Raw genomic sequence first — 25,195 nt, forward strand, 5'->3', positions numbered from 1 at the left:
CAGTCTCCGATGCCGACGGTGAGGGGCGCCGGGGACAAGCCGAAGAGGAGGTCCTACGCCAGGGATGGCGTCGGTAGCGTACAGGGAGGTATTCACAGCGCCTCCTCGCAGGCTTGTCGCCGGAACAGCCCCGCCCCTTAACACCGTCTGCCAATAAAGAAAATATTCACGAGGTAGAGATGGACCGTTCCCTGATGCACCCCAAGGGACTCGCCCGGGTGCCCGACTTCCTGCAGCTGATGCGCCTGAACCGCCCCATCGGCACCTGGCTGCTGATGTGGCCCACCCTCTGGGCGCTATGGGTGGCCGCCGAGGGCCTGCCCGGCCGCGACGTGCTGCTGATCTTCATCGCCGGGGTCTACCTGATGCGAGCCGCCGGCTGCGTGGTCAACGACTACGCCGACCGCCACTTCGACGGCCACGTCAAGCGCACCCGGCTGCGCCCCCTGGCCACCGGTCGCATCAGCGAGGGCGAGGCCCAGGCGCTGTTCCTGATCCTGGTGATGGCCGCCTTCGTGCTGGTCTGGTTCACCAACCTGTTCACGGTGATGCTCTCGCTGGTGGGCGTGGCGCTGGCCTTCATCTACCCCTTCATGAAGCGCTATACCCACCTGCCGCAGCTCTTCCTGGGGGCCGCCTTCTCCTGGGCGATCCCCATGGCCTTCGGCGCGGTGCTGGGCCATCTGCCCTTCGAGGCCTGGCTGCTGTTCGCCGCCAACGTGGCCTGGACGGTGGCCTACGACACCGAGTACGCCATGGTCGACCGCGACGACGACCTCAAGATCGGCATCAAGTCCACCGCGGTGCTGTTCGGCCGCGCAGACCGGCTGATGATCGGTCTGCTGCAGGGCCTGACACTGCTGCTGCTGGCCTGGGCGGGGCTGCGCCTGGGGTTCGGCGGCTTCTTCTGGCTGGGCCTGGCGGCCATGGCCGCCACCTTCGTGCACCAGCAGGTCCTGATACGTGACCGCGACCGGGACCGCTGCTTCCAGGCCTTCCTCAACAACCACTGGTCGGGCCTGCTGGTGTTCGCCGGGATCGCCCTGAGCCTGTGGCCGGCCGCGGGCCCGTGACCGGGCGGGCGGGACTGTCATGCCAGTGTCATACTGGCATGGTGTGATCGTCATCGACCCGTCACAGTACACGAGGCTTCCGGATGACCGCCAAGACCGTTCTGATCGTCGATGATGAGGCGCCGATCCGCGAGATGATCGCGGTGGCGCTGGAGATGGCCGACTATCACGTCCTCGAGGCGGACAACGCCCAGACCGCCCACGCCATGGTGGTGGACCACCAGCCCGACCTGGTGCTGCTGGACTGGATGATGCCCGGCACCAGCGGCATCGAGCTGGCCCGCCGGCTCAAGCGCGAGGAAACCACCGCCGAGCTGCCGATCATCATGCTCACCGCCAAGGGCGAGGAGGACAACAAGATCCAGGGGCTGGAGGCCGGGGCCGACGACTACATCACCAAGCCCTTCTCGCCCCGCGAGCTGGTGGCCCGCCTCAAGGCCGTGCTGCGACGGACCACCCCGCGCGGGGTCGAGGACCCGGTGGAGGTCGAGGGGCTGCTGCTCGACCCGGTCAGCCATCGGGTCAGCGCCGACGGCCGCGCCGTGGAGATGGGTCCCACCGAGTATCGCCTGCTGCAGTTCTTCATGACCCATCAGGAGCGGGCCTACACCCGCAGCCAGCTGCTCGACCAGGTGTGGGGCGGCAATGTCTATGTGGAGGAGCGAACCGTGGACGTGCATATCCGCCGGCTGCGCAAGGCGCTGGGCGACCGCCACCAGCACCTGGTGCAGACCGTACGCGGCACCGGCTACCGGTTCTCCGCCAAGGGCTGACGTGAGCCTCTGGAAGCGGGAACTGTGGCGCCTCGTCCTGCTGGCCGGCCTCGGGCTCGCGACCGGCTGGCTGCTCTCGGCTCCGGCCGCCGGCCTGGCCGCGGGGCTTGCCGCCTGCCTCGCCTTCCACCTCTACCAGCTGCGCGCCCTGCACCGCTGGCTGACCCTCAATCCTCAGGCGGAGCCGCCCGCCGCCAGCGGCCTGTGGGGGGACCTCCTCGACCGGCTCTACCGCTACCAGAAGGGCCAGCGCATCACCCAGGGCCGGCTCCTCGGCACCCTGCGGCGCATCCAGGAGTCCTCCGAGGCGATGCGCGACAGCGTGGTGATGCTCGACCGCCACGGCGACATGGAGTGGTGGAACAGCGCCGCCGAACGCATGCTCGGCCTCAAGGCAAGCCATGACCGGGGCCACCACATCACCAACCTGGTGCGCGACCCGCGCTTCATCGACTACTTCCACGCCCGGGACTACCGCGAGCCCCTCACCCTGCCCTCGCCCATCGACGAGCGCATGATCCTGCAGTTCCAGATCACCCTCTACGGCGACGACGAGCGGCTGCTGATGGCCCGGGACATCACCCGCCTGCACCGCCTGGAGCAGATGCGCCGCGACTTCGTGGCCAACGTCTCTCACGAGCTGCGCACGCCGCTGACCGTGCTGGCGGGCTATCTCGAGACCTACGCCGACCATGCCGACCAGCTGCCGCCCCGGTTTGCCCGCGGCCTCGGGCAGATGCAGCAGCAGGCCCATCGCATGCAGAACCTGGTCGAGGACCTGCTGCTGCTGTCGCGGCTGGAGACCGACCGGGGTGGCGAGGACCACGCCCCCCTGGCCATGGACGAGCTGCTCGACAGCGTCCGCCGCGACGCCGAGGCGCTCTCCGGCGGGCGCCAGACGGTCACCGTGGAGCGGGAGGAGGCCGCGTCCCTGATGGGCAGCGAGCAGGAGATCCGCAGCGCAATCTCCAACCTGGCCTTCAACGCGGTGCGCTACACCCCGCCGGGCAGCCGCATCGTGCTGCGCTGGCGGCCGCATCCGGAGGGCGCCTGCCTGGAGGTGGAGGACGACGGCGAGGGCATCGACCCGGTGCATATCCCGCGCCTGACCGAGCGCTTCTACCGGGTCGACAAGGGGCGCAGCACCGCCACCGGCGGCACCGGCCTGGGGCTGGCCATCGTCAAGCACGTGCTGCTGCGCCACGACGCCCGCCTGGAGATCGAGTCCCGGCCCGGCCAGGGCGCGCTGTTCCGCTGCCTCTTCCCCGCCGAGCGGCTGTCGACGCCGAGCGAGTCCCCGCGCAGCGTCCACGCCTGAGGCTGCCGGATCACGTCCCGGGGCTGCCCGGCGAGGGCGACCGGGCCGGCACCAGGCCGCGATAGTGGCGTTCCCACATCAGCACCGCCCCGGCCACGGCGCCGGGCAGCAGGAAGAGGTTGGCCAGCGGCACCCAGGTGATCAGGGTCACCCAGCCGCCGTAGGTGAGGGTGGGCCACCAGCGGGACGACAGCCGCCGGCGCATGTCGGCGAAGCTCACCTTGTTGTTGTCCATGGGGTAGTCCAGGTAGGTGATCGCCATCACCCAGGCCGAGAAGGCCAGCCACAGCAGCGGGGCCAGCACGTTCAGCACGGGAATCCAGCTCACCACCAACAGCAGCGCCATGCGCGGCAGGATATAGCCCAGCTTGACCAGCTCCCGGCCCAGGGCATCCACGCCAGTCTTCAGCAGGCCGCGGTCGTCCAGCGGCGGCCGGCCGGTGGCCACCACCTCCACCTTGGCCGCCAGGAAGCCGTAGAAGGGCGCAGCGATCAGGTGGGTCACCAGGGTGAAGGTAAAGAAGATGATCACCACCAGGCTGACCACGAACAGCGGCCAGATCAGCCATTCGAGCCAGGCGAGCCAGCCGGGAACCATTGCCATCCAGCCCTCGAGCCAGCCGCCGAAGTTGGCCAGCACATAGCGCAGCATGGTGCCGTAGACCAGCAGGTTGACGGTGATGGGCAGGAAGACATAGCGGCGCAGGCCGCGGGTGTAGACCAGGCGGGTGCCGCGGGTCAGGGCCGTGAAGGCGTCGAGCATGGCGGGTCCTCGAGAAGAAAGACGCAGGCCACCGCCTAGGCGGTGGCCTGCGCTATTGACGGCCAATCCCGAGGGACCGTCAACCCTTGCACCGTTGCACTGAGCGAGAGGCGCCGGGGACAGGTCGAAGAAGGGGTAGACCTGTCGCCGGAAAAGCCTCGAGCATGCCGGTCGACAGCGAAACACCTATCCCTTGCGGGTGATCGCCTGCTCGTCCAGGTCGTCCGGGTCGGTATGGCGGATATCCAGGCCCTTGACCAGGTAGACCACGTACTCGGCCAGGTTGTTGGCGTGGTCGCCGATGCGCTCCAGGGCGCGCAGGATCCACATCAGGCTGAGGATGGGAGAGATCGAGCGGGCGTCCTCCATCATGAAGGTCATCAGCGAGCGCATGGCGCTGCGATACTCGTTGTCCACCTCCTCGTCCTCGTGGACCAGCTGCAGCGCCAGCTCGGTATCGAAGCGGGCGAAGGAGGTCAGGGCATCGCGCACCATGCGCCGCACGTGCTCGCTGATCATCCGCACCTCGACGAAGCCGCGGCTGCCGTTGCCGACATCGATCAGGTCGATGGCGTTGCGGGCGATCTTGCTCGCCTCGTCGCCGATGCGCTCCAGGTCCGAGGCGGCACGGATCACCGCCAGCACCAGGCGCAGGTCGGAGGCGGTGGGCTGGCGACGCGCCAGCACCTGGGTGCACTCCTCGTCGATCTTGATCTGCATGTCGTTGACCGCCCGGTCGTTGTCGACCACCCGCTGGCCCAGGGCGGAATCGCTCTCGAGCAGCGCGCTGACGGCATCCTGGACCTGCTTCTCGACCAGGCCCCCCATCGCCATCAGGTGGGTCTTGAGCTCCTCCAGTTCCTGGTTGAACTGCCGGGAGATATGCTGGCTGTGGATGTCGCTGGTGATGTCCATGGGACTCTCCTTGGGGGGCCGGGCCGTCAGGCCATGCGCCCGGTGATGTAGTTCTCGGTGCGCCGCAGGCGCGGGTTGGTGAAGAGGGTATCGGTGGAGCCGTACTCCACCAGTTCGCCCTGCTGCAGGAAGGCGGTGTAGTCGGAGACCCTCGCGGCCTGCTGCATGTTGTGGGTGACCAGCACCAGGGTCAGCTGCGACTTCAGGTTGCGGATCAGCTCCTCGATCTTCAGCGTCGAGATGGGGTCCAGCGCCGAGGCCGGCTCGTCGAGCAGCAGCACCTCGGGGCGCACCGCCAGGGTCCGGGCGATCACCAGGCGCTGCTGCTGGCCGCCGGAGAGCGCCCAGGCCGAGCTCTTCAGACGGTCCTTCACCTCCTCCCACAGCGCCGCCGACTGCAGCGCCCACTCGACGATATCGTCCATCTGGCGCTTGCGGATCCCGCCCTGCAGCCGCAGCCCGAAGGCCACGTTGTCGTAGATCGACATGGGGAAGGGGTTGGGCGCCTGGAAGACCATGCCCACCCGCCGGCGCAGCTCGGCCACCGCCACCTCGGGGGCATGGATGTCCTCGCCCTCCAGCCGGATCCGCCCCTCGCGCCGGACCTCCTCGTTGAGGTCGTGGAGCCGGTTCAGCGCCCGCAGCAGCGTCGACTTGCCGCAGCCGGAGGGCCCGATGAAGGCCGTCACCCGATGCCGCGGGATCCTCAGGGTGAGATCGCGCAGCGCCGGCTTGTCGCCGTAGGCCAGGGTCAGCCCCTCGATCTCCAGACAGCTGGCCTCGCGGTCGAAGTCGATAATCGGTCCGGACGGGGCCGGACGCGGCGTCGAGAACACGGACATCGCGGTGACACTTCTCCCTGGCGCCTTGGCGCCACTGAATATGGTCGCCTTGGCGCCACTGAATATGGTCGCCTTGGCGCCGACGTTCAGTGGCGCGGCAGCGCCCCATGACGCGCCCTCAGATGATGGCGCAGGAATATTGCAGTCAGGTTAAGCACCAGGATCACCAGCACCAGCAGCAGCGCGGTGGCATAGACCAGCGGCAGCGCGGCCTGGACATCGCCGCCGTGGAAGGCCACGTCGTAGATGTGGTAGCCCAGATGCATGAACTTTCGCTCAAGATGCAGGAAGGGAAAGTCACCGTCCACCGGCACCTGGGGCGCCAGCTTGGCCACTCCCACCAGCATCAGCGGCGCCACCTCGCCGGCCGCCCGGGCCACGGCCAGGATGAGCCCGGTGAGCATGGCGGGCATCGTCATCGGCAACACCACCCGGGTGAGCATCTCCATTCGGGTTGCGCCCAGCGCCAGGGCCCCCTCGCGCTGGTGATCGGGCACCCGGGCGAGCCCCTCCTCGGTGGCCACGATCACCACCGGCAGGGTCAGCAGGGCCAGGGTCAGCGAGGCCCACAGCAGGCCGCCGGTACCGAAGGTGGGGGACGGCAGCGCCTCGGCGAAGAACCACTCGTCCAGCGAGCCGCCGATGCCATAGACGAACACCCCCAGCCCGAACACCCCATAGACGATGGAGGGCACCCCGGCCAGGTTGCGTACCCCGATGCGCACCAGTCGGGTCAGGGGGCCCTGGTGGGCCACCTCGTTGAGGTAGATGCCCGCCAGCACGCCGAAGGGCGTCACCACCACCGACATCAGCAGCACCATCAGCACCGTGCCGAAGATCGCCGGCCAGACGCCGCCGGCGCTGTTGGCGGCGCGCGGCCCCTCGGCGAGGAAGCGCCACACGCCCTGCCCCCAGGCGGCAAGCTTGTCGAGGGGCGACATGGCATTGGGGCGCCAGGCGCGCAGCACCTCCTCCAGCGGCTGCTCGAGACGGCGGCCATCGACGCTCTCCAGCACCAGGGTGTCGCCGCCCATGCGCGCCTGCAGCCCGCGAATCCGGGCGTTGGCCTCGGCCAGCTCCGCCCGGCTGCCGGCCTGCTGCTCCAGGCGCCGCACCAGCGGCACCACGACCCGGTCGCGCAGCTCGTCGCGCTCGCGGCGCAGCGCCTGGATCTCCGCCAGCCGCGCCTTCAGGGCCGGCCAGGCGGCCTCACCGGCGTGGCGGCCATCCGCTCCCTCCATGGCGACCAGCCGGCCGACGAAGCTGCCCCAGCGGCGGCGCTCCAGCACCAGCAGCTCGCGGGGCGTCTCCACCCGCTCGATGGCCTCCACGGCCACCCAGGTCCAGATGCCGCCGTCGAGGTCCCGGTTGTCGGTGCGGTAGAGCCGCTCGCGGCCCTCGCCGTCGAAGCGGCGCTCCTCCCGGACCGCCTGGCCCGCCAGCAGCCGGCCGTCGGCGAGGGCCACCTGCTCCACGGAGGCGGGCCAGAAGTGGCCGAGGCCGCGCACGGCCAGCAGGGCCAGCAGCCCGCCGAGCATCAGCAGCGACAGCGCCACGCTGCCCGCGGCCAGCCAGGGCCATGGCCCCTCGCCCCGCGCCCGGGGGAGCCGCCGACTCATGCCCCTCTCCCCAGGCGACGATAGCGGTGACGCAGGCGCATCCGCACCAGCTCGGCCAGGGTATTGACCAGGAAGGTGAAGACGAACAGCAGCAGGGCGGCCAGGAAGAGCAGCCGGTAGTGGGTCCCACCCGGCGCGGCCTCCGGCAGCTCGATGGCGATGCTCGCCGCCATGGAGCGCATCCCCTCCAGCGGGCTCAGGGTCATCAGCGCGGTGTTGCCGCTGGCCATCAGCACGATCATGGTCTCCCCCACCGCGCGGCCGGCCCCGATCATCACCGCGCTGAAGATCCCCGGCCCGGCCGCCGGCAGCACCACCTTCCAGAGGGTCTGCCAGCGGGTGGCGCCCAGCGCCTGGGCCCCCTCGCCCAGGCTCGGGGGAACGCCGGAGAGCGCATCCTCGGCCAGCGCGTAGATGCCGGGGATCACCGCGAAGCCCATGGCCAGCCCGACGATCAGCGCGTTGCGGCTGGCGTAGTCGAGCCCCAGGGCGGCCTCCAGCCAGCCGCGCAGGTCACCACCGAACACCCGGGCCTCCAGCCAGGGCGACAGCCACAGCGACAGGGTCACCAGCAGCGCCAGCCAGGGCATCAGCCAGAGCCCGGCCCAGCCCGGCGGCAGCCGCTGCGCGAGGCTCGCCGGCAGCCGCGACCAGAGCAGCCCGGCCAGCAGCATGCCCAGCGGCAGGACCGCCACCAGCGAGAAGGCCCCGGCCAGGTGGCGTTCCACCCAGGGGGCCAGCACCAGGCCGGCGACGAAGCCGATGACCACGCCCGGCAGTGCCTCCATCAGCTCCAGGGTCGGCTTGAGGCGGGTGCGCAGCCGCCGCGACATGAAGGTAGCCGAGTGCACCGCGGCCCCCAGCGCCAGGGGGATAGCGAACAGCAGCGCCCAGAAGGCCGCCTTGAGGGTGCCCCAGACCAACGGGGCCATCCCGTAGCGCGGCGTCTCCTCCGCCGTCAGGATGTCGGGCTGCCAGCGGTGCTGGGGCAGCTCGTGGCCCTCGACGGGCTGCGGCAGCCAGAGCCCGCGCCAGCTCACCTGGGGGTCCTCGGCAAGGAACAGCGGCACCACCTCCAGCGCCAGGAAGACCCCGATGGCCATCACGGCCACCACCACGCCGATACCCCCGGCGGTGATCAGGGCCGTGGCCAGGCGGTCACGGCCGCGCCGCAGCCGCTGGCGTCGGGGGACAGGCTTGGGCGGCAGGGGGTCGATCATGGCCGCTCCCGGGGAGTCATGGAACAGGGGTGGATCATCACATTACGACATTGGCGTGACAGTTGCGTGACAGGCTCAGCCAGCGGGCTGGCCGGCCTCGAGCCGCGCCCGCTGGCGCTCGCGGACCGTCTCGGAGAGCCTGACGAAGCCGATCTCCTCGACGATCTCCTGCCCCTCGGGGGACAGCACCAGGTCGATGAAGGCCTGCTCCGGGCCCGGCAGCCTCCCGCCGGGGGGCAGGTTGACGTAGAGGTAGAGATCGCGCGCCAGGGGATAGTCGCCGCTGCGCACCGTCTCGGGGCCGGGCCGATGGAGGCGCCCCTCGGCGTCACGCCGCGCCACGGCCTTCACGCTGGCCGTCAGGTGGTTCAGGCCGGCATAGCCGATGGCCGAGGGCTCGGCGGCCACCGCCGCCACCGCCGCCGCCGAGCCAGGGTGCTCGTTGAGGCGCAGCCGGAAGTGCCCGCCGCACAGCGCATCCCGGCGGAACAGGCCGTGGGTGCCGGAGGCCACATTGCGCCCGTGCAGCACGATACGGTCGCCGGGGAGCGCCACCCCCAGCTGGCTCCAGCGGTCGATCGCCGACTCGGCCCCGCAGCGCCGCGTGTCGGAGAAGATCGCGTCCAGTTCGGCGAGGCGCAGGCTCTCCAGCGGGTTGTGGCGATGCACCACCACCACCAGGGCGTCCCGGGCGATCTCCAGTTCCATCGGGGGGTAGCCATAGCGCGCCACGAAGGTCTCCCGCTCCTCCGTGGTCATCGGCCGCGACATGGGGCCCAGCCGGGTCGTGCCGGCGATCAGCGCCGCCGGCGCGCTGGCCGAACCGCTGGCCTGGAGCTGCAGCCTGATGCCGGGATGGCGTTCGCCGAGGCGCTCCCCCCAGCGCAGCATCAGCCCCGCCAGGGTGTCCGACCCGACGGCCCCCAGGGTCCCGGCCACCTCCTCGGCGGCCTCCTCGGCCTCCGCGGTCATCGTCGCCAGGGCCAGCAGCAGCGCGCCCAGCCAGGTTATTGCTCTCGTTCTGCCCGGAATCATGATCTCTCCCCAGACGGGTCGCGGGGCATGGTGTCGCAGCGCTGGTGACGTGGCACGACATGCGTATACCATGGCCCCCGATTTGCCATCCAGCGCATGGCGCCACAATAACAAGCCAGGAAGATGACAGTGTCATGACAGACCTCGACGACATCCCCGCTCCCCAGGGCCAGCTGACCCTGAAGCTGCTCGCCAGCCGCCAGGATACCAACCTTCACGGCGACATTGCCGGTGGGTGGCTGGTGGCCCACATGGACCAGGCCGCCGAGCTGGCCGCCAGTCGCGAGGCCCACGGGCGCACCGCCACCGTGGCCATCGAGGCCATGGACTTCCTCTGTCCGGTACGGATCGGCTCGGTGGTCAACATCTTTACCGCGGTCCGCGAGATCGGCCACAGCTCGGTGAAGATCGATGTCGAAGTGTGGATCCGCCAGCCCCAGGAGCGCGACCCCGACGAACTGCACAAGGTCACCGAGGCTCGCTTCGTGATGGTGGCCCTGGATGACAACGGCCGCATCCGCGCGGTGCGCCAGCGGGAGTGAGCCGGCCCGTTACACATCCAGGAACGCAACGAGGGCGCCGGCAGGCGCCCTCGTTGCATCGCTTCGCTGGTCGCCTGATCAGGCGCCAGCCGCCGCACGGGCCTTGAGGTACTCGAACTCGCCGGCGTCGCTGAAGGGGCGCACCAGGTGCTGGAAGGCCTGGTAGGACTCGTAGGCCTTGGCGGAGTCGGGGTCGCTGTCCACCTGCGCCTGGATGACCTCCTTGGAAGCCTCGAAGAGGGCGGCCATGACATCCTCCGGGAAGGTGCGCAGCTGCACGCCGTGCTCGTCCACGAGGGTCTCCAGCGCCTGGGCGTTGCGGAAGGTGAACTCGCTGATCATCGCCAGGTTGGAGGCGCGAGCGGCCTCGGTGACCACCGCCTTGAGGTCGTCCGGCAGGGCGTTCCAGGCATCCAGGTTGACGGTGCCTTCGAGGATGGCCGAGGGCTCGTTCCAGGCAGAGGTGTAGTAGTAGTCCGCCACCTGGTGCAGGCCGAAGGCCAGGTCGTTGTAGGGGCCGACCCAGTCGGCGGCGTCGAGCACGCCGGTCTGCATGGAGGTGAAGATCTCGGAGCCCGGCATGTTCACGGTGGTGACGCCGATGCGGTTCATCGCCTCGCCGGCCAGGCCCGGCAGGCGCAGCTTGAGCCCCTGCATGTCCTCGAGGGAGTTGATCTCCTTCTTGAACCAGCCGGCCATCTGCGCGCCGGTGTTGCCCACCGCGAAGGGCTTGAGGTTGTGCTTGGCGTAGATCTCGTCCCACAGCGCCTGGCCGCCACCGTGGTAGATCCAGGCATTGGTCTCGGTGGTGTTCATGCCGAAGGGCACCGCGGTGAAGAACTGCGCCGCGGCGACCTTGCCCCGCCAGTAGTAGGAGGCGGAGTGGCCCATCTCGGCGGTACCGGCGGCGACCGCATCGAAGACCTCCAGGGCCGGCACCAGCTCGCCGGCGCCGTGCACGCGGATGCGCATGCGGCCGTTGGAGAGCGCCTCGATGCGCTGGGCAAACTCGTTGGCGCCGGTGCCCAGCGCCGGGAAGTTCTTGGGCCAGGAGGTCACCATGTCCCAGGTGATGGTCTCCTGGGCACTGGCGGTGGAAACGAAGGGGGCGGCGGCGACACCGGCGGCGCCGGCACCCAGGGTCTTGAGGAAGTTGCGGCGTTGCATGCGGGCATGACTCCAGGAAGCTTGTTCTGAGGTTCGCACTCGACTCGGCGCGATGTGTCCATCGCCGAGTATGCGCCAAGGCCGAATTGGCCCACAAGTCCGGGAGCTGACGGAAACGTCAACGGAAATTCGCCGAACGCCCTCGATCAGAGCGGCGTCAGCTTGGCGAACCCCAGCACCAGCCACTTGTCCCCTTCGCCCTCGAAGCTGACCTGCACGCGGGCGCGCTCCCCCTCGCCCTCGGCGTTGAGGATCACTCCCTCGCCAAACACCGGGTGCTGGACGCGCTGCCCCAGCGACAGCGAGGGCAGGTCACCGCCGCCCTGCACCGAGGTCTGGCGCAGCCCGGGCACCGGCCGACCGGCCGTCACGGGCCGCGAGATCTGGCCGCGCAGCCGCACCTCCTCGAGGAACTCCTCGGGAATCTCGCGCAGGAAGCGCGAGGCGCGCTGGAAGGTCTCCTTGCCGTGCAGGCGACGGATCTCCGCGTGGGTCAGGTAGAGCTTGCGCATGGCGCGGGTCAGGCCCACGTAGCAGAGCCGTCGCTCCTCCTCGAGGCGGCCGGGCTCCTCGAGGGACATGCGGTGGGGGAAGAGCCCCTCCTCCACCCCGGCGATGAACACCACCGGGAACTCCAGCCCCTTGGCGGAGTGCATGGTCATCAGCTGCACGCTGTCCTCGAACTCGTCGGCCTCGTGGTCGCCGGCGTTCAGCGCCGCCTCGGAGAGGAAGGACTCCAGCGCCGCGGCCCCCTCGCCGGCCTCCGGCGCGTCGAAGGTCTCGCCCTGGGTGAAGGCACGGGCGGCGGTGACCAGCTCTTCCAGGTTCTCGACCCGCGCCTGGCCCTTCTCGCCCCTCTCGCTGCGGTGGTGCTCGATCAGCCCGGAGGCCTCGATCACCTGGTCGATGATCTCGTGCAGCGCCAGGCCGGCGGTATCGTTATCGAGCCGTTCGATGAGGTCGGCGAAGGCCTTCACCGCACTGCCGGCCCGCCCCTTGAGGCCGCCGTCGGCCAGGCCGTCGTGCAGGGCCTGCCACAGCGAGACGCCGGTTTCCCGGGCGCGGGTACGCAGGATCTCCACGGTGCGGGTGCCGATCCCCCGGGCCGGCACGTTGATCACCCGCTCCAGGGAGGCATCGTCATCGCGGTTGAGCAGCAGCCGCAGGTAGGCCAGGGCGTTCTTGATCTCGAGGCGCTCGTAGAAGCGCTGGCCGCCATAGATGCGGTAGGGCATGCCCTGGCGGATCAGGCTCTCCTCGAGCACCCGGGACTGGGCGTTGGAACGGTAGAGGATAGCGATCTCGCGGCGGTTGATGCCCTCCTCGACCTTCTCGCGGATGGTATCGACGATGAAGCGCGCCTCGTCCAGGTCGTTGAACCCGCTGTAGACCGAGATCGGCTCGCCCCGGGCCCCGTCCGTCCACAGCTCCTTGCCCATGCGCTCGGTGTTGTGGCTGATCAGGGCGTTGGCGGCCTCGAGGATGGCGCTGGTGGAGCGGTAGTTCTGCTCCAGGCGGACGGTGCGGGTGTCGGGGAACTCCCGCTCGAAGCGGCGGATGTTCTCGATGCGGGCCCCGCGCCAGCCGTAGATCGACTGGTCGTCGTCGCCGACCACGGTCATCGGCGTCTGCATGCCGCTGAGCAGCTTCAGCCAGGCGTACTGCAGGGTGTTGGTGTCCTGGAACTCGTCCACCAGCACGTGGGCGAAGCGCTCCCGGTAGTGGGCCAGCAGCGCCGGGTTGTCGCGCAGCAGCTCCAGGCTTCTCAGCAGCAGTTCGCCGAAGTCGACCAGCCCACCGCGCTCGCAGGTGAGCTGGTAGCGCTCGTAGAGCTCGACCATCTGGCCCAGGTAGGCGTCGCCATGGACGTCCACCTGGTGGGGACGCAGCCCCTCCTCCTTGCAGCCGGAGATGAACGACTGCACCTGGCGCGGCGGGAAGCGCTCGTCGTCGATGCCGTGGTCCTTGAGCAGCCGCTTGACCAGGCGCAGCTGGTCGTCGGAGTCGATGATCTGGAAGTGCTGGGGCAGCCGGGCATCCTGCCAGTGGGTGCGCAGCAGGCGGTGGGCGATGGAGTGGAAGGTGCCCACCCAGACGTGGCGCAGGGAGAGACCCAGCAGCGACTCCAGGCGGGTGCGCATCTCGCGGGCCGCCTTGTTGGTGAAGGTCACGGCGAGCACCGCGTAGGGCGAGAGCCCCTCGGCCTGCATCAGCCAGGCGATGCGGTGCACCAGCACCCGGGTCTTGCCGGAACCGGCACCGGCCAGCACCAGCATGTTGCCCTGGGGGGCACTCACCGCCTCGCGCTGGGCGGCATTCAGATGGTCGAGGATCGCCGTGACGTCGTCCATGGGGAGGCCATCGCTGCTCGGAAAATGGGCGGACAGCTTAGCATACTGGCCGCTTCAGAGCCGGCCCCGCCAGGAACAGGAAACTCTCGGGGCTGATCCGTCGACAAGCCTGCGAGGAGGCGCTGTGAACCCCTCCCTGGGCGCTACCGACGCCCTGCTTCGCTCTCGCGTCCTGCTCAGCTTGCAGGACCGGTGCTGGCCATCCATGGCCAGCCCGTTCGAAGCAGTGCTTCTCACCCCTGGCGTAGGACCTCCTCTTCGGCTTGTCCCCGGCGCCCCTCGTTCTACGGTTTCCCTTCCTGCTCGGGGAAGCGCAGCGGCGTCAGGCTCTTCTTCACTTCCCGGAGCTGCTCGGCGAGTTTCGGCCCGCGGGTCTTGGCCACGCCCACCGCCAGCACGTCGACCAGCACCAGGTGGGCGATGCGCGAGCTCATGGGGGTGTAGATCTCGGTGTCCTCGTGGACGTCGATATAGAGCGGCAGGGTCACCTCCTCGGCCAGCGGGGAGCCGCTGGGGCAGAGGCCGATCACCGTGGCGCCGGCCTCGCGGGCCAGGCGCACGCTGGCCACCAGCGCCCGGGTGCGACCGGTCTGGGAGATGGCCACCACCACGTCGCCCTCCTTGAGGGTCACCGCCGACATGTTCTGCATGTGCGGGTCGGCATAGGCCGCGGTGGAGATCTGCAGGCGGAAGAACTTGTGCTGGGCGTCGAAGGCCACCGCCCCGGAGGCGCCGAAGCCGTAGAACTCCACCCGATTGGCCATGGCCAGGGCATTGATCGCCCGGCTCAGCGCCTCGTTGTCGAGGCGGTCGCGCACCGAGAGCAGGGTGCCCACGGTGGAGTCGAAGATGCTCTGGGAGAATTCCGCCACCGAGTCGCTGTCGTTCATGGAGAACTGGGCAAACTGGCTGCCGGTGGCCAGCATCTGGGCCAGCTTGAGCTTGAAGTCCTGGAAGCCGTTGCAGCCCAGCGCCCGGCAGAAGCGCACCACGGTGGGCTCGCTGACCTTGGCCTCGGTGGCCAGGTCGACGATGCGCATGTGGATGACTTCCTCGGGGTTGCGCAGCACGAAGCGCGCCACCTTCTGCTCGGAGCGACGGAAGTGCTCCATGCGACGCCTCATCTCATCGAACAGGGCACGGCTCACGAGGGAACTCCTTGCTTGCGGGCCGCCGCGCCAACCGGGCGAGACGACGAGTCGGATAGAGGGAACATGCCTACAGTATGCCCCAACCCGGGAAGGGATGCGCACCGGCCGCGGCATTCTGGCCGGCCGGGCGGCCGATGCCCTTGCGTTGGCCTAGCGTTGTGGCGAAACGCCCACGACGTCATCATTCTGTCAAGTGCGTTATAGTAGGAATTGCAGTGTCGCGATAAAGGCACAGGAGAGTCGATCATGCGCAATGTCGAACGGTTAACCTCCCTGAAGAGCGAGCTTCTCGACATCTTCATGAGCATGGAAGTCGTCGAACACGAGCATCGCTCCCGCACCGCCGCCCAGCGCAACCTGCGCGCCCGGCGCGGCATCGAGCTCCACGAGGAGTTCAAGCGGCTGTCCCGGGACATCGCCGAGTTGCCCGAGGACGAACTGGTCGACGACGAGATGCACTGACATCCCGGCCCGCCGTCGGGCCACCGGGACCCAGACGTCGCGAGCCCCGCCAGGGCGGGGCTAGCAGTGGGGGTGGCACCCTCTCGGTCAGCGGCCCTAGAGCAGGCCGGTGACGAACACCACGATCACGCCGATCGGCGCCACGTAGCGCGCCACGACGTGCCACAGCCGTTCACGCCCACCGGACAGCGCCAGCTCATCCGCCACCCCCTGACGGTCGAGACACCAGGCCACGAAGAGGATCGCCCCCAGGCCGGTCAACGGCAGCAGGAACTTGCTGGTGAAGGTATCCAGCAGGTCGAAGACGTTGAGGCCGAAGATCAGGAAGCTGTCCCAGACGTTGAAGGACATCAGCGCCGCGATGCCCAGCGCCCAGACCGCCGCGCCGCCCACCAGGGTCGCCGCCACGCGGGACAGCGGGGTGCGCTCCTCCATCAGCTCGACCACCGGCTCCAGCAGCGAGATCGCCGAGGTCAGCGCCGCGAAGGTCAGCAGCAGGAAGAACATCAGGCCGAGGATCATGCCGCCGGTCATGTTGCCGAAGGCCACCGGCAGGTTGATGAAGATCAGCCCCGGACCATCGGCGGGACTCATGCCGTTGGCGAAGACGATCGGGAAGATCGCCAGGCCGGCCAGCAGGGCGATCACCGTATCGAGAATGATCACCGTGCGCGCGGTGCCGATCAGGCTGACATCCTCCCCCAGGTAGGAGCCGTAGGCCATCATGATGCCCATGCCCAGCGACAGGGTGAAGAACGCCTGCCCCATGGCCGCCAGGACGACGCCGCCGGTGACCGCGCTCCAGTCGGGACGGAACATGAAGGCCAGCGCCTCGCCGAAGTGCCCGGTGGTCATGCCGTAGCCGACCAGCACGATCAGCAGCACCACCAGCCCAGGCATCAGGGTGCGCACGGCCCCCTCGAGCCCCTTGGTGACACCCCGGGCGACGATCCAGATCACCAGCGCCATGAAGGCGGTGTGCCACAGGGTCAGCATGCCGGGACTGCCCAGCAGGCTGCCGAAGATGGCGCCGGTACCGTCGGCATCCTGGCCGGTGAAGCGGCCGGTGACGGAACCCAGGGTGTAGGAGAGCGACCAGCCGCCGATCACGCTGTAGAAGGAGAGGATCAGGAAGGCCGCCAGCACACCGCTGGCGCCGACCAGCGCCCAGGCCGGCAGGTGCCCGCCCTTGCGGGCCAGGTCGGCCATGGCGTTGATGGGGTTCTCCTGGCCGCGGCGGCCGATCAGCCACTCCGCCACCAGGATCGGCAGGCCCACCAGCGCCACGCAGGCCAGGTAGATGAGCACGAAGGCCGCGCCACCGCTGTCACCCACCATGTAGGAGAACCGCCAGATATTGCCCAGGCCCACCGCAGAGCCCGCGGCGGCGAGCACGAAGGTCATCTTCGATGACCACTGTGCATGTACGTGTTTAGACATGAATCACCCTGATTGTGCGTGTCGCCATCGACCGGTCTGGCGCGATGACGGCTTATGCTTGTAGTTGCCACGTCCAGGGCGCCGTGGGTGGCACGACACCGACCAGAGCATGACAGGATCCAGGCAGGATCACTGCCGAGTCACGTTCCCGCAGGCCGGGGGCCGGGTGGCGCCGAGCCGGGAACGCCGGGTGCCGGAGACTCACGGAAAATGCACGGGATCGGCACAGAATCCGGGAATATCACTGGGTAATGGCACTCCGGGGCATAAAACTATCCGATCAGGCGGCGTATGGCCAGCCGAAGCCGTTACATGAGCAGGCCCGGATATCGGCGCCCTGTCGAGGGCTCAGAACAGCCGCGCCTGATCCTCGCCGGGGAAGGCGGCAAGCGGGGGGAGGGAACAGTGTTCGGCCAGGCGGGCATGGAGTCGCCGAGCGAGCTCCGGGGCCTGGCGATTGTCGGGCGTATGCACAAGCAGGAAAGGGGTTTTCCCCTGATTTATCCACAGGCCAAGCCGCTCGATCCAGGGTGCGAAATAGCGCTCGTTGATCGCCGGATCGAGGTGGCCGATGAAGCGCACCAGCGGACAGCCTGCCGTGGAAAGCACGTGTAATGGGCGTCTCGGCTTCTCGCGCTGGGCCTGGAGCAGACCGGGATGACCGCCGGGTGGCGTCGAGAAGAGCGGCCGCACGTCGAGCATTACTCGGTCGGCGCCGTGAGTTATCAACAATCTGTTGAGGGCGGTCTCGGCCGCCCCCTTGTGGAAGAATTCACTGTGGCGGACCTCCACGGCACAGGGAATTCCCGCGGGCCAGCGCGCCAGCAGGGCTTCCAGCCGAGGGAGCTCCTCCGCGCCGAAATCCCTCGGCAGCTGCACCATCAGCGGACCCAGGCGGTCATGGAGCGGCGCCAGGGCGTCGAGGAAGGCATCGAACGCCGCCTCCACGCCGACCAGGCGGCGTTCGTGGGTCAGCGCCGCCGGCAGCTTGAAGCAGAAGCGGAAATCCGCCGGGGCCTGGCGTGCCCAGGCCGCCACCGTCTCCGCCCGCGGCGCCCCGCTGTAGAAGGTGGTATTGCCCTCCACGGTGGTGAACACCCGCGCATACTCCTCGAGACCGCCGCCATGGGGCGGATAGAGGGTGCCGCGCCACTCGGGATTGGCCCACATGGCCAGGCCGAGGTGCAGGCGTGGCGCGGCATCGCGAGGCGTCACTCCACCGTCACGCTCTTGGCCAGGTTGCGCGGCTGGTCCACGTCGGTGCCCTTGAGCACCGCCACATGGTAGCTGAGCAGCTGCAGCGGCAGGGTGTAGAGGATCGGCGCCAGCGCCTCGTGGACATGGGGCAGATGCAGCACATGCACGCCCTCCTCCTCGGCCATCCCGACCCGCTCGTCGGCGAAGACGAACAGTTCGCCGCCGCGGGCCCGCACCTCCTGGAGGTTGGACTTGAGCTTGTCGAGCAGCTCGTCGTTGGGTGCCACGGAGATGACCGGCATCTCGCTGTCCACCAGCGCCAGGGGGCCATGCTTGAGCTCGCCGGCCGGGTAGGCCTCGGCGTGGATGTAGGAGATCTCCTTGAGCTTCAGCGCGCCCTCCAGGGCGATGGGGAAGTGCGCCCCGCGGCCCAGGAAGAGGGCGTGGTGCTTCTCGGCGAAGGCCATGGAGAGCGCCTCGATCTCGGGGTCCAGCGCCAGCACCCGCTCCACCAGCCCGGGCAGGCCTCGCAGGGCCGCCACCAGGTCGGCCTGGACGGCCTCGTCGAGCCCCCTGACACGCCCCAGCGCCAGGGTCAGCAGCATCAGCGCGGTGAGCTGGGTGGTGAAGGCCTTGGTGGAGGCCACGCCGATCTCGGGGCCGGCCTGGGTCATCAGGGTCAGATCGGACTCGCGCACCAGCGAACTGCCCGGCACGTTGCAGATCGCCAGGCTGGCGAGGTAGCCCCGCTCCCGGGCGAAGCGCAGCGCCGCCAGGGTATCGGCGGTCTCGCCGGACTGGGAGAGGGTGACGAACAGGGTGCCCTCGGGCACCACCACCTGGCGGTAGCGATACTCCGAGGCGACCTCCACCTGCACCGGCACCCCGGCGAAGCGCTCCAGCCAGTAGCGGGCCACCATGCCGGCATGGTAGCTGGTGCCGCAGGCGACGATGTGGATCTGGCGGACGCGACCGAACAGTGCCTCGGCGTCGGGCCCGAAGCTCTCCACCAGCACCGAGCGCTCGCCCAGGCGCCCCTCCAGCGCCGCAGCGATCACCGCCGGCTGCTCGTGGATCTCCTTGAGCATGAAGTGGCGATAGTCCCCCTTGCTGGCGGCGCCATCGCCGTGCTCGAAGGTCTGCACCTCGCGCTCGACGGGGGTACCCGCGGCATCGAAGACCTCGATGCGCCCCCCCGCCGAGAGGCGCACCACGTCGCCCTCGCGGAGGTAGAGGAAGCGGTCGGTGACCTGCAGCAGGGCCAGCGGGTCGGAGCCCAGGAAGGCCTCGCCGATGCCCACCCCGACCACCAGCGGGCTGCCCTTGCGGGCGCCGACGATGACGTCGGGCTCGTCGGCACTGACCACGCCCAGCGCATAGGCGCCGTCCAGGCGTGCCAGGGTGCGCTGCACGGCGGCCAGCAGGTCGCCGTCGCGGCCGAGCTCCCGCGCCACCAGGTGGGCCACCACCTCGGTGTCGGTCTCGGAGTCGAAGCGGTAGCCCTCGGCGACCAGCTCGCGGCGCAGCGCCTCATGGTTCTCGATGATGCCGTTGTGCACCACCGCCAGGCGCTCGCCGGACTGGTGGGGGTGGGCATTGGCCTCGCTGGGGCGGCCATGGGTCGCCCAGCGGGTATGGGCGATGCCGCAGCGGCCGGGCAGCGGCTCGGTCGCCAGGCGCTCCTCGAGGGCCGCCACCTTGCCGACGGCACGGCGCCGCTGCAGCGCTCCCTCGGGAGACTGTATGGCCATGCCCGCCGAGTCGTAGCCGCGATACTCGAGCCGCTTCAGCCCCTCGAGAAGAATGCCTTCCACGTTGCGCTCGGCAACGGCACCCACGATTCCACACATGTCTTCTCTCCTCAGTCGTCCTGCTTGCCGGGCCGCGGCCAGTCGGGCTTGCTGATCTGTCGTCCCCGCGACACCGCCAGGGCATTGTCCGCCACGTCCTTGCTGATGGTGGAGCCCGCCCCCACGGTGGCGCCCCGACCGACGCTGACCGGGGCCACCAGGGCGCTGTTGGAGCCGATGAAGGCATCGTCGCCGATCTCGGTACGGTGCTTGTTGGCGCCGTCGTAGTTGCAGGTGATGGTGCCCGCCCCGACGTTGACGTCGCGGCCCAGCCGGGCATCGCCCACATAGCTCAGGTGGTTGATCTTGCTGCCCTCGCCCACCTCGACGTTCTTGGTCTCGACGAAGTTGCCCACCTTGGCACCCACCGCCAGGCGAGTCCCGGGGCGCAGCCGGGCGAAGGGACCGATGCGGTTGCGGCCGGCCGCCACGGCACCCTCGATCACGCTGTGCGCCTCGACCACCGCCTCGGCACCGATATGGCTGTCACGGATCACGCAGTGGGGGCCGATGCGTACCCCTTCGCCGAGTTCCACGTCCCCCTCGAAGACGCAGCCCACATCGATCTCCACATCGTGGCCGCAGGTCAGGGTGCCGCGGACATCGATCCGCGCCGGGTCGAGCAGCGCCACCCCATCGGTCATCAGCCGCTCGGCCTGGGTCCGCTGGTGGGCCCGCTCGAGCCGCGCCATCTGCAGGCGATTGTTGACCCCCTCGACCTCAAGCGCGTTGGCCGGCTGGACGGTGGCGATCTTAACCCCCTCGGCGGCGGCCATCGCGATGATGTCGGTGAGGTAGTACTCGCCCTGGGCGTTGTCGGCGGAGAGGCGCGGCAGCCAGCGGCGGAGCTGGGCGGCGGTCATGGCCATGATGCCGGTGTTGCACTCGCGCACCGCGCGCTCGGTCTCGGAGGCATCCTTGTGCTCGACGATCGCCACCGCCTCGCCCGCGGCGTTGCGCAGGATGCGCCCGTAGCCGGTGGGATCCTCCAGGGTCACGGTCAGCAGCCCCAGGTGGTCGTCGTCGACCCCCTCGAGCAGCGTCGCCAGGGTCTCGCGGCGTGTCAGCGGCACGTCGCCGTAGAGCACCAGCACCTTGCCGTCGCCCAGCCCCTCCAGGGCCTGGGCCACCGCGTGGCCGGTGCCCTTCTGCTCGGCCTGGAGCGCGAAGCGCACCTCGCAGTCGGCCAGGGCCTCGCGCACCTTCTCGGCGCCGTGGCCGACCACCACGTGGGTCCGCTCGGCGGCGAGGCCGCGGGCGGTATCGATCACATGGCGCACCATGGGCTTGCCGGCCAGGCGGTGCAGCACCTTGGGGAGGGTCGAACGCATCCGGGTCCCCTGGCCCGCCGCGAGAATCACCACGTCCAGCGTCATCATGACTCCTTGTCCATCATCGTCGATCACATCATTCTAGGGGGTGCGGGGCCGTCACTCCATTCATCGAGCCGCCGGCACCGAGCCCCGTCGTCTCACTGGACCTCCAGGCCCAGCTCCGCCACCAGCGCCTCGCCGAACCGTTCGACGAAGGCGGGGCTGACGCGGCTGCTCCAGGCGCCCTCCTCCTCGCGCACGATCATCAGCACGCTGAGCTCCTGCTCGCGGGCCAGGGCCATGCCCGCCTCCTCGCCGAGCACCATCAGCGCCGTGGCCCAGGCATCCGCCCAGGCGTTGGAGGGGTGGGCCACCGTCACCGAGGCCAGCCGATGGGTGATGGGTCGCCCGGTGCGCGGGTCGAGGGTGTGGGAGAAGCGCCGGCCATCCTGCTCGAAGTAGTTGCGATAGTCGCCGGAGGTGGCCACCGTGATGTCGTGCAGCGGCACCACGTGGCGGGCCTCCTGGCGATCCTCCAGCGGTGCCTCGATGCCGATCCGCCAGGGTGCCTGCTCGGCGTCCCGGTAGCCCCGCACCCGCAGGTCGCCTCCCAGGTTGACCAGGTAGTGCTCGATCCCCTCGCCCTCCAGGAACTCCCCCACCCGGTCGGTGGCATGCCCCTTGGCCACGCCGCCCAGGTCGACGTGCAGGTCGCGCAGCCGTCGCGCCTGCAGGGCGTCCGGGTCGACCTCCACCGCATCGAAGCCGACCTGGGCCAGGCGGGCCTCGAGGGTCGCGTCATCCGGCACCTCCCGGGGCCGCGCCTCGGCGCCGAAGCTCCACAGGTTGACCAGGGCGCCGATGGTGGTGTCGAAGGCACCGTCGCTGGCCTCGGCCACCGCCTGGCTGATGGCCAGCACCTCGATCAGCTCGTCGGAGAGCGGCTGCCACTCGCCGACCGGTGCCTGGTTGAAGGCCGAGAGCTCGGAGTCCTCGCGGTAGATCGACATGCCGGCATCGACGGCCTCGAGCACCTCGAGGATCCCCTCCTCCAGCGCCAGGGCCTGCCCCTGGGTCAGCGGGTCGGCGAGGGTCACCTGGTAGAAGCTGCCGAAGATCGCCCCCTCCAGGCGCACCGGGGAGTCGAGGGGGCGGTCGCTCTCCGAGCAGCCGGCCAGCAGCAGCGAGAGCCCCAGGAGGAGCGGCAGGGCAACGAGACGCAGGGACTTCATGATGACAGGCACTCCGTGACGGTTGATGGCGGCGGCTACCAGAACAGCCACAGCAGCCAGGCGCCGAGCAGCAGGCGGTAGACCACGAAGGGCTGCATGCCGACGCGCTTGATGACGACCAGGAAGTAGTGGATGCAGAGATAGGCGCTGACGCCGGAGAGCAGGGTCCCCACCACGACGGCGGACCAGTCGACCGTCGCGGCCTCCTGAACCAGGCCGATGACCTCGAGGCCACCGGCCAGCACGATCACCGGGATCGACAGCAGGAAGGAGAAGCGCGCCGCGCCCTCCCGGCTCATGCCCAGCAGCAGCGCCGCGGTGATGGTGATGCCGGAGCGCGAGGTGCCGGGGATCAGCGCCAGGGCCTGGGCCAGGCCGATCAGCACCACGTCGCGAAGGCGCAGCTGGTACTCGCTGCGCCCGACGCGATGGCGCCAGTCCGCATAGCCCAGCACCAGCCCGAAGCCGATCAGGCCGCCGGCGATGATCAGCGGCGAGCGCATGCCCACCTCGATGGCGTCGCGAAAGGCCAGCCCGAACACGCAGACCGGCAGGGTCGCCAGCAGCACGCCCCACGCCAGCCTGGCATCGTCGTCCATGCCAGCGCCGCGCAGGGAGCCGGCCCAGCTCACGGCCATGCGCACAAGCTCCTGGCGGAAGTAGAGCACCACCGCCGACAGGCTGCCGATATGCAGCGCCACGTCGAAGGCCAGCCCCTGGTCGTTCCAGGGCGTGAGCACCGGCACCAGGATCAGGTGGGCGGAGCTGGAGATGGGCAGGAACTCCGTCAGTCCCTGGACGATGGAGAGTACGACGACCTGTAGCCAATCCATGGGGGCTTCCCGTCAAGAGTGTGGAGACGCATGCTCCGCGCAGGCGACGCGCAGAGCATACACATCCCCCATGGCCTTGTCCGCCCCGACGACAGGGCCACCGAACGGTGGCCGCTGCCCGGCACGAGCGAGACCCGTCAATCAGACCCCGGTCAGGATCGCCGTGGCGATGCTGAAGTAGATCAGCACCCCCGAGGCGTCGATCAGGGTGGTCACCAGCGGCGCCGAGGCGGTGGCCGGGTCCCAGCCCAGGCGGTCGAGCAGGAAGGGCAGGCACATGCCCAGCAGGCTGCCGAACAGCACGATGGTCACCATGCTCATGGCCACCACCATGGCCACCGCCTCGCCGCCGCGCATCACCCCGATGGGCGCCACGGCCAGGGCCATGGTCAGGCCCAGGGAGCCGGCCACCAGCAGCTCGCGGCCCAGGAGCGTGCCCCAGTCCTTGACCCCGACGTCGCCGGTGGCCATGCCGCGCACCATCAGGGTAGCGGCCTGGGCGCCGGCGTTGCCGCCGCTGCCGATCAGCAGCGGCAGGAAGAACACCAGCGCCACCTGGGCGGCGATGGTCTCCTCGAAGTAGGCGATACCGGCCCCGGAGAAGAGGTTGGCGAACACCAGCAGCACCAGCCAGGTCACCCGCTTGCGGTAGAGGCTCCACAGCGGCACCCGGCTGACGCCATCCTCCAGCTGGCCGATGGACATGCCCTTGTGGAAGTCCTCGGTGGCCTCCTCCTCGGCCACGTCCATGGCGTCGTCGTGGGTGACGATGCCGATCAAGCGCTCGTCGGCATCCACCACCGGCAGCGCCAGCAGGTCGTAGCGGGCCACGATCCGGGCCACCTCCTCCTGCTCCGCATCGACGACCATGCTGATCACGTCCTTGATCATGATGTCGTCGACTTTCGCCCCCGGGCGCGCCACCATCAGCTGGCGCAGCGACAGGGTGCCGGCCAGGCGCCCCTCGGCGTCGATGATGTAGAGCTGGTAGACGGTCTCGGCATCCGGTGCCGTCTGGCGCACCCGCATCATCGCCTGGGAGACGGTCATGCCGCTGGGGATCGCCACGTAGTCCGAGGTCATGATCGCCCCGGCGGTCCCCTCCTCGTAGCTGGCCAGGCGCTTGAGGTCCTCGCGCTCCTGGCGCGCCATGCGCCGCAGCAGCGCCTCGCGACGATCCTCGTCCAGTACCTTGAACAGGTCGGTACGCTCGTCGGAGCCCATCTCCTCGAGCAGCAGCAGCAGCGCCTCGTCGGGCATCGCCTCGGTGATCTCGAGCTGCTCCTCCCCCGGCAGGTAACCCAGCACGTTGGCCCGCCGCTCCAGCGGCAGGCACTCCAGCAGGGCCTGGGCGATCGGCAGGTCGTCGTCCTCCTCGAGGATCTCCTCGAGGATCTCGGCGATGTCCGCCGACCGCAGCTCGGGGAGCAGCTCGCCGAGGCGCTCGTGATGCGCATCGGCCAGCGCCGCCAGCAGCGTGTCCTTGTGTTCCTGCAGGGTCTCGTTCAGCGACATGGCATCCTCCTGACGCCGCGAGGCGAAGCGCGCCGAGATGGGAGAAAGGGGTGGTCAGGGCGTGACCGGTTCGATGATAGCAGAGAAGAAAACGCCCCCCGACCCCTGGCTAGCGACAGGGGGCGGGGGGCGTCGTGGCACGGCGAAGGGCGGTCTCAGCCCTTGCCGGCCTTCTTGCGCAGCTGCTGGATGGTACGCAGCTGCGCCACGGCTTCGGCGAGCTCGGCCGCGGCACGGGTGTAATCCAGTTCCGCGGACTTGTCGTTGAACGCCTTCAGCGCATGCTGTCGGGCCTCCTCGGCGGAGGCCTCGTCCAGGTCCCTGGCGCGCGATGCGGCATCGGCGAGGATGGTCACCACGTCGGGCTGCACTTCCAGGAAGCCGCCCGAGACATAGTAGTTCTCCTCACGCCCACCGTCGTGGATCACGCGGATCGGGCCAGGCTGGAGCTCGGTCAGCAGCGGAGCATGCCCCGGGAGGATGCCCAGGTCGCCCATCATGCCGGCGGCGATAACCTGCTCGACCTCGCCGGAAAAGACCGACGCCTCGGCGCTCACGATGTTGCACTTGAAGCTGTTCGCCAT

General features: G+C 69.5%; 22 protein-coding genes. 5 read left to right on the top strand and 17 right to left on the bottom strand.

The window, feature by feature from the left end:
* The first annotated feature begins 179 nt into the window (after positions 1-179).
* From ubiA to phoR, 3 genes are all read left to right on the top strand, one after another.
* On the top strand, positions 180-1,073 hold the full coding sequence (gene ubiA / locus NFC98_RS17690; RefSeq protein ID WP_254276201.1) for a 4-hydroxybenzoate octaprenyltransferase: 894 nt from the start codon (positions 180-182) through the stop codon (positions 1,071-1,073).
* An 83-nt stretch (positions 1,074-1,156) separates the two neighbouring features.
* Positions 1,157-1,846 (top strand): phosphate regulon transcriptional regulator PhoB, encoded by a 690-nt coding sequence (gene phoB, locus NFC98_RS17695; protein ID WP_183329935.1) that lies wholly within the window; start codon positions 1,157-1,159, stop codon positions 1,844-1,846.
* Between the two features lies 1 nt (position 1,847).
* A complete protein-coding gene (gene phoR / locus NFC98_RS17700; protein WP_254276202.1) occupies positions 1,848-3,164 on the top strand; it encodes a phosphate regulon sensor histidine kinase PhoR in 1,317 nt (438 codons plus the stop codon).
* 10 nt (positions 3,165-3,174) lie between these two features.
* On the opposite strand, the gene cysZ is transcribed toward phoR, so the two are convergent.
* From cysZ to NFC98_RS17730, 6 genes are all read right to left on the bottom strand, one after another.
* Positions 3,175-3,927: a sulfate transporter CysZ gene (gene cysZ / locus NFC98_RS17705; protein WP_254276203.1), complete on the bottom strand. Its 753-nt coding sequence runs from the start codon at positions 3,925-3,927 to the stop codon at positions 3,175-3,177.
* A gap of 186 nt (positions 3,928-4,113) precedes the next feature.
* Positions 4,114-4,842 (bottom strand): phosphate signaling complex protein PhoU, encoded by a 729-nt coding sequence (phoU, locus tag NFC98_RS17710; RefSeq protein WP_183329932.1) that lies wholly within the window; start codon positions 4,840-4,842, stop codon positions 4,114-4,116.
* A 26-nt stretch (positions 4,843-4,868) separates the two neighbouring features.
* Positions 4,869-5,684 (bottom strand): phosphate ABC transporter ATP-binding protein PstB, encoded by an 816-nt coding sequence (pstB, locus tag NFC98_RS17715; protein WP_254276204.1) that lies wholly within the window; start codon positions 5,682-5,684, stop codon positions 4,869-4,871.
* 86 nt (positions 5,685-5,770) lie between these two features.
* Entirely contained in the window at positions 5,771-7,303 is a 1,533-nt protein-coding gene (gene pstA / locus NFC98_RS17720; protein WP_254276205.1) for a phosphate ABC transporter permease PstA, read from the bottom strand.
* A complete protein-coding gene (locus tag NFC98_RS17725; RefSeq protein ID WP_254276206.1) occupies positions 7,300-8,523 on the bottom strand; it encodes an ABC transporter permease subunit in 1,224 nt (407 codons plus the stop codon). The genes pstA and NFC98_RS17725 overlap by 4 nt, the downstream gene beginning before the upstream one ends.
* Before the next feature lie 75 nt (positions 8,524-8,598).
* The gene (locus tag NFC98_RS17730; RefSeq protein ID WP_254277874.1) at positions 8,599-9,495 is read right to left on the bottom strand and encodes a PstS family phosphate ABC transporter substrate-binding protein; all 897 of its coding nucleotides are present in this window, start codon (positions 9,493-9,495) and stop codon (positions 8,599-8,601) included.
* A 197-nt stretch (positions 9,496-9,692) separates the two neighbouring features.
* Here NFC98_RS17730 and NFC98_RS17735 point away from each other — a divergent pair, with 197 nt between their 5' ends.
* Positions 9,693-10,100: an acyl-CoA thioesterase gene (locus NFC98_RS17735; protein WP_254276207.1), complete on the top strand. Its 408-nt coding sequence runs from the start codon at positions 9,693-9,695 to the stop codon at positions 10,098-10,100.
* Between the two features lie 78 nt (positions 10,101-10,178).
* Here NFC98_RS17735 and NFC98_RS17740 read toward each other — a convergent pair whose 3' ends face one another.
* From NFC98_RS17740 to hexR, 3 genes are all read right to left on the bottom strand, one after another.
* On the bottom strand, positions 10,179-11,267 hold the full coding sequence (locus NFC98_RS17740; RefSeq protein ID WP_183329926.1) for a TRAP transporter substrate-binding protein: 1,089 nt from the start codon (positions 11,265-11,267) through the stop codon (positions 10,179-10,181).
* Between the two features lie 146 nt (positions 11,268-11,413).
* Positions 11,414-13,618 carry a DNA helicase II gene (gene uvrD, locus NFC98_RS17745; protein ID WP_254276208.1) on the bottom strand — a complete coding sequence of 735 codons (2,205 nt, stop codon included), beginning with the start codon at positions 13,616-13,618 and terminating at the stop codon, positions 11,414-11,416.
* 284 nt (positions 13,619-13,902) lie between these two features.
* Entirely contained in the window at positions 13,903-14,766 is an 864-nt protein-coding gene (gene hexR, locus NFC98_RS17750) for a transcriptional regulator HexR (RefSeq protein WP_254276209.1), read from the bottom strand.
* 249 nt (positions 14,767-15,015) lie between these two features.
* Here hexR and NFC98_RS17755 point away from each other — a divergent pair, with 249 nt between their 5' ends.
* The gene (locus NFC98_RS17755) at positions 15,016-15,231 is read left to right on the top strand and encodes a PA3496 family putative envelope integrity protein (RefSeq protein ID WP_183329923.1); all 216 of its coding nucleotides are present in this window, start codon (positions 15,016-15,018) and stop codon (positions 15,229-15,231) included.
* 96 nt (positions 15,232-15,327) lie between these two features.
* Here NFC98_RS17755 and NFC98_RS17760 read toward each other — a convergent pair whose 3' ends face one another.
* The 8 genes from NFC98_RS17760 to NFC98_RS17795 all read right to left on the bottom strand — a co-directional run bounded on the left by NFC98_RS17760 (position 15,328) and on the right by NFC98_RS17795 (position 25,195).
* Positions 15,328-16,671 (bottom strand): sodium-dependent transporter, encoded by a 1,344-nt coding sequence (locus NFC98_RS17760; protein ID WP_183329922.1) that lies wholly within the window; start codon positions 16,669-16,671, stop codon positions 15,328-15,330.
* A gap of 348 nt (positions 16,672-17,019) precedes the next feature.
* Positions 17,020-17,841 (bottom strand): DUF72 domain-containing protein, encoded by an 822-nt coding sequence (locus tag NFC98_RS17765; RefSeq protein ID WP_254277875.1) that lies wholly within the window; start codon positions 17,839-17,841, stop codon positions 17,020-17,022.
* 41 nt (positions 17,842-17,882) lie between these two features.
* On the bottom strand, positions 17,883-19,718 hold the full coding sequence (glmS, locus tag NFC98_RS17770) for a glutamine--fructose-6-phosphate transaminase (isomerizing) (protein ID WP_254276210.1): 1,836 nt from the start codon (positions 19,716-19,718) through the stop codon (positions 17,883-17,885).
* An 11-nt stretch (positions 19,719-19,729) separates the two neighbouring features.
* The gene (glmU, locus tag NFC98_RS17775; RefSeq protein ID WP_254277876.1) at positions 19,730-21,094 is read right to left on the bottom strand and encodes a bifunctional UDP-N-acetylglucosamine diphosphorylase/glucosamine-1-phosphate N-acetyltransferase GlmU; all 1,365 of its coding nucleotides are present in this window, start codon (positions 21,092-21,094) and stop codon (positions 19,730-19,732) included.
* Positions 21,095-21,189: 95 nt separating this feature from the next.
* Entirely contained in the window at positions 21,190-22,263 is a 1,074-nt protein-coding gene (locus tag NFC98_RS17780) for an FAD:protein FMN transferase (RefSeq protein ID WP_254276211.1), read from the bottom strand.
* A gap of 35 nt (positions 22,264-22,298) precedes the next feature.
* The gene (locus NFC98_RS17785; RefSeq protein WP_254276212.1) at positions 22,299-23,096 is read right to left on the bottom strand and encodes an undecaprenyl-diphosphate phosphatase; all 798 of its coding nucleotides are present in this window, start codon (positions 23,094-23,096) and stop codon (positions 22,299-22,301) included.
* 141 nt (positions 23,097-23,237) lie between these two features.
* The gene (gene mgtE, locus NFC98_RS17790; RefSeq protein ID WP_254276213.1) at positions 23,238-24,611 is read right to left on the bottom strand and encodes a magnesium transporter; all 1,374 of its coding nucleotides are present in this window, start codon (positions 24,609-24,611) and stop codon (positions 23,238-23,240) included.
* 155 nt (positions 24,612-24,766) lie between these two features.
* Entirely contained in the window at positions 24,767-25,195 is a 429-nt protein-coding gene (locus tag NFC98_RS17795) for a F0F1 ATP synthase subunit epsilon (protein ID WP_254276214.1), read from the bottom strand.

Origin of the sequence: Halomonas sp. 3H (assembly GCF_024206005.1) — a bacterium.
GTDB classification, from domain to species: domain Bacteria; phylum Pseudomonadota; class Gammaproteobacteria; order Pseudomonadales; family Halomonadaceae; genus Halomonas; species Halomonas campaniensis.

Excerpts from the sequence above, each read along its gene's own strand:
- NFC98_RS17725 (WP_254276206.1), bottom strand. The coding sequence starts at position 8,523 with ATGATCGACCCCCTGCCGCCCAAGCCTGTCCCCCGACGCCAGCGGCTG.
- NFC98_RS17730 (WP_254277874.1), bottom strand. The coding sequence starts at position 9,495 with ATGACCGCGGAGGCCGAGGAGGCCGCCGAGGAGGTGGCCGGGACCCTG.
- cysZ (WP_254276203.1), bottom strand. The coding sequence starts at position 3,927 with ATGCTCGACGCCTTCACGGCCCTGACCCGCGGCACCCGCCTGGTCTAC.
- NFC98_RS17735 (WP_254276207.1), top strand. The coding sequence starts at position 9,693 with ATGACAGACCTCGACGACATCCCCGCTCCCCAGGGCCAGCTGACCCTG.
- NFC98_RS17785 (WP_254276212.1), bottom strand. The coding sequence starts at position 23,096 with ATGGATTGGCTACAGGTCGTCGTACTCTCCATCGTCCAGGGACTGACG.
- pstB (WP_254276204.1), bottom strand. The coding sequence starts at position 5,684 with ATGTCCGTGTTCTCGACGCCGCGTCCGGCCCCGTCCGGACCGATTATC.
- NFC98_RS17755 (WP_183329923.1), top strand. The coding sequence starts at position 15,016 with ATGCGCAATGTCGAACGGTTAACCTCCCTGAAGAGCGAGCTTCTCGAC.
- glmU (WP_254277876.1), bottom strand. The coding sequence starts at position 21,094 with ATGACGCTGGACGTGGTGATTCTCGCGGCGGGCCAGGGGACCCGGATG.
- uvrD (WP_254276208.1), bottom strand. The coding sequence starts at position 13,618 with ATGGACGACGTCACGGCGATCCTCGACCATCTGAATGCCGCCCAGCGC.
- phoU (WP_183329932.1), bottom strand. The coding sequence starts at position 4,842 with ATGGACATCACCAGCGACATCCACAGCCAGCATATCTCCCGGCAGTTC.
- ubiA (WP_254276201.1), top strand. The coding sequence starts at position 180 with ATGGACCGTTCCCTGATGCACCCCAAGGGACTCGCCCGGGTGCCCGAC.
- phoB (WP_183329935.1), top strand. The coding sequence starts at position 1,157 with ATGACCGCCAAGACCGTTCTGATCGTCGATGATGAGGCGCCGATCCGC.
- NFC98_RS17780 (WP_254276211.1), bottom strand. The coding sequence starts at position 22,263 with ATGAAGTCCCTGCGTCTCGTTGCCCTGCCGCTCCTCCTGGGGCTCTCG.
- NFC98_RS17765 (WP_254277875.1), bottom strand. The coding sequence starts at position 17,841 with ATGTGGGCCAATCCCGAGTGGCGCGGCACCCTCTATCCGCCCCATGGC.
- NFC98_RS17795 (WP_254276214.1), bottom strand. The coding sequence starts at position 25,195 with ATGGCGAACAGCTTCAAGTGCAACATCGTGAGCGCCGAGGCGTCGGTC.
- glmS (WP_254276210.1), bottom strand. The coding sequence starts at position 19,718 with ATGTGTGGAATCGTGGGTGCCGTTGCCGAGCGCAACGTGGAAGGCATT.
- NFC98_RS17740 (WP_183329926.1), bottom strand. The coding sequence starts at position 11,267 with ATGCAACGCCGCAACTTCCTCAAGACCCTGGGTGCCGGCGCCGCCGGT.
- pstA (WP_254276205.1), bottom strand. The coding sequence starts at position 7,303 with ATGAGTCGGCGGCTCCCCCGGGCGCGGGGCGAGGGGCCATGGCCCTGG.
- NFC98_RS17760 (WP_183329922.1), bottom strand. The coding sequence starts at position 16,671 with ATGTCTAAACACGTACATGCACAGTGGTCATCGAAGATGACCTTCGTG.
- mgtE (WP_254276213.1), bottom strand. The coding sequence starts at position 24,611 with ATGTCGCTGAACGAGACCCTGCAGGAACACAAGGACACGCTGCTGGCG.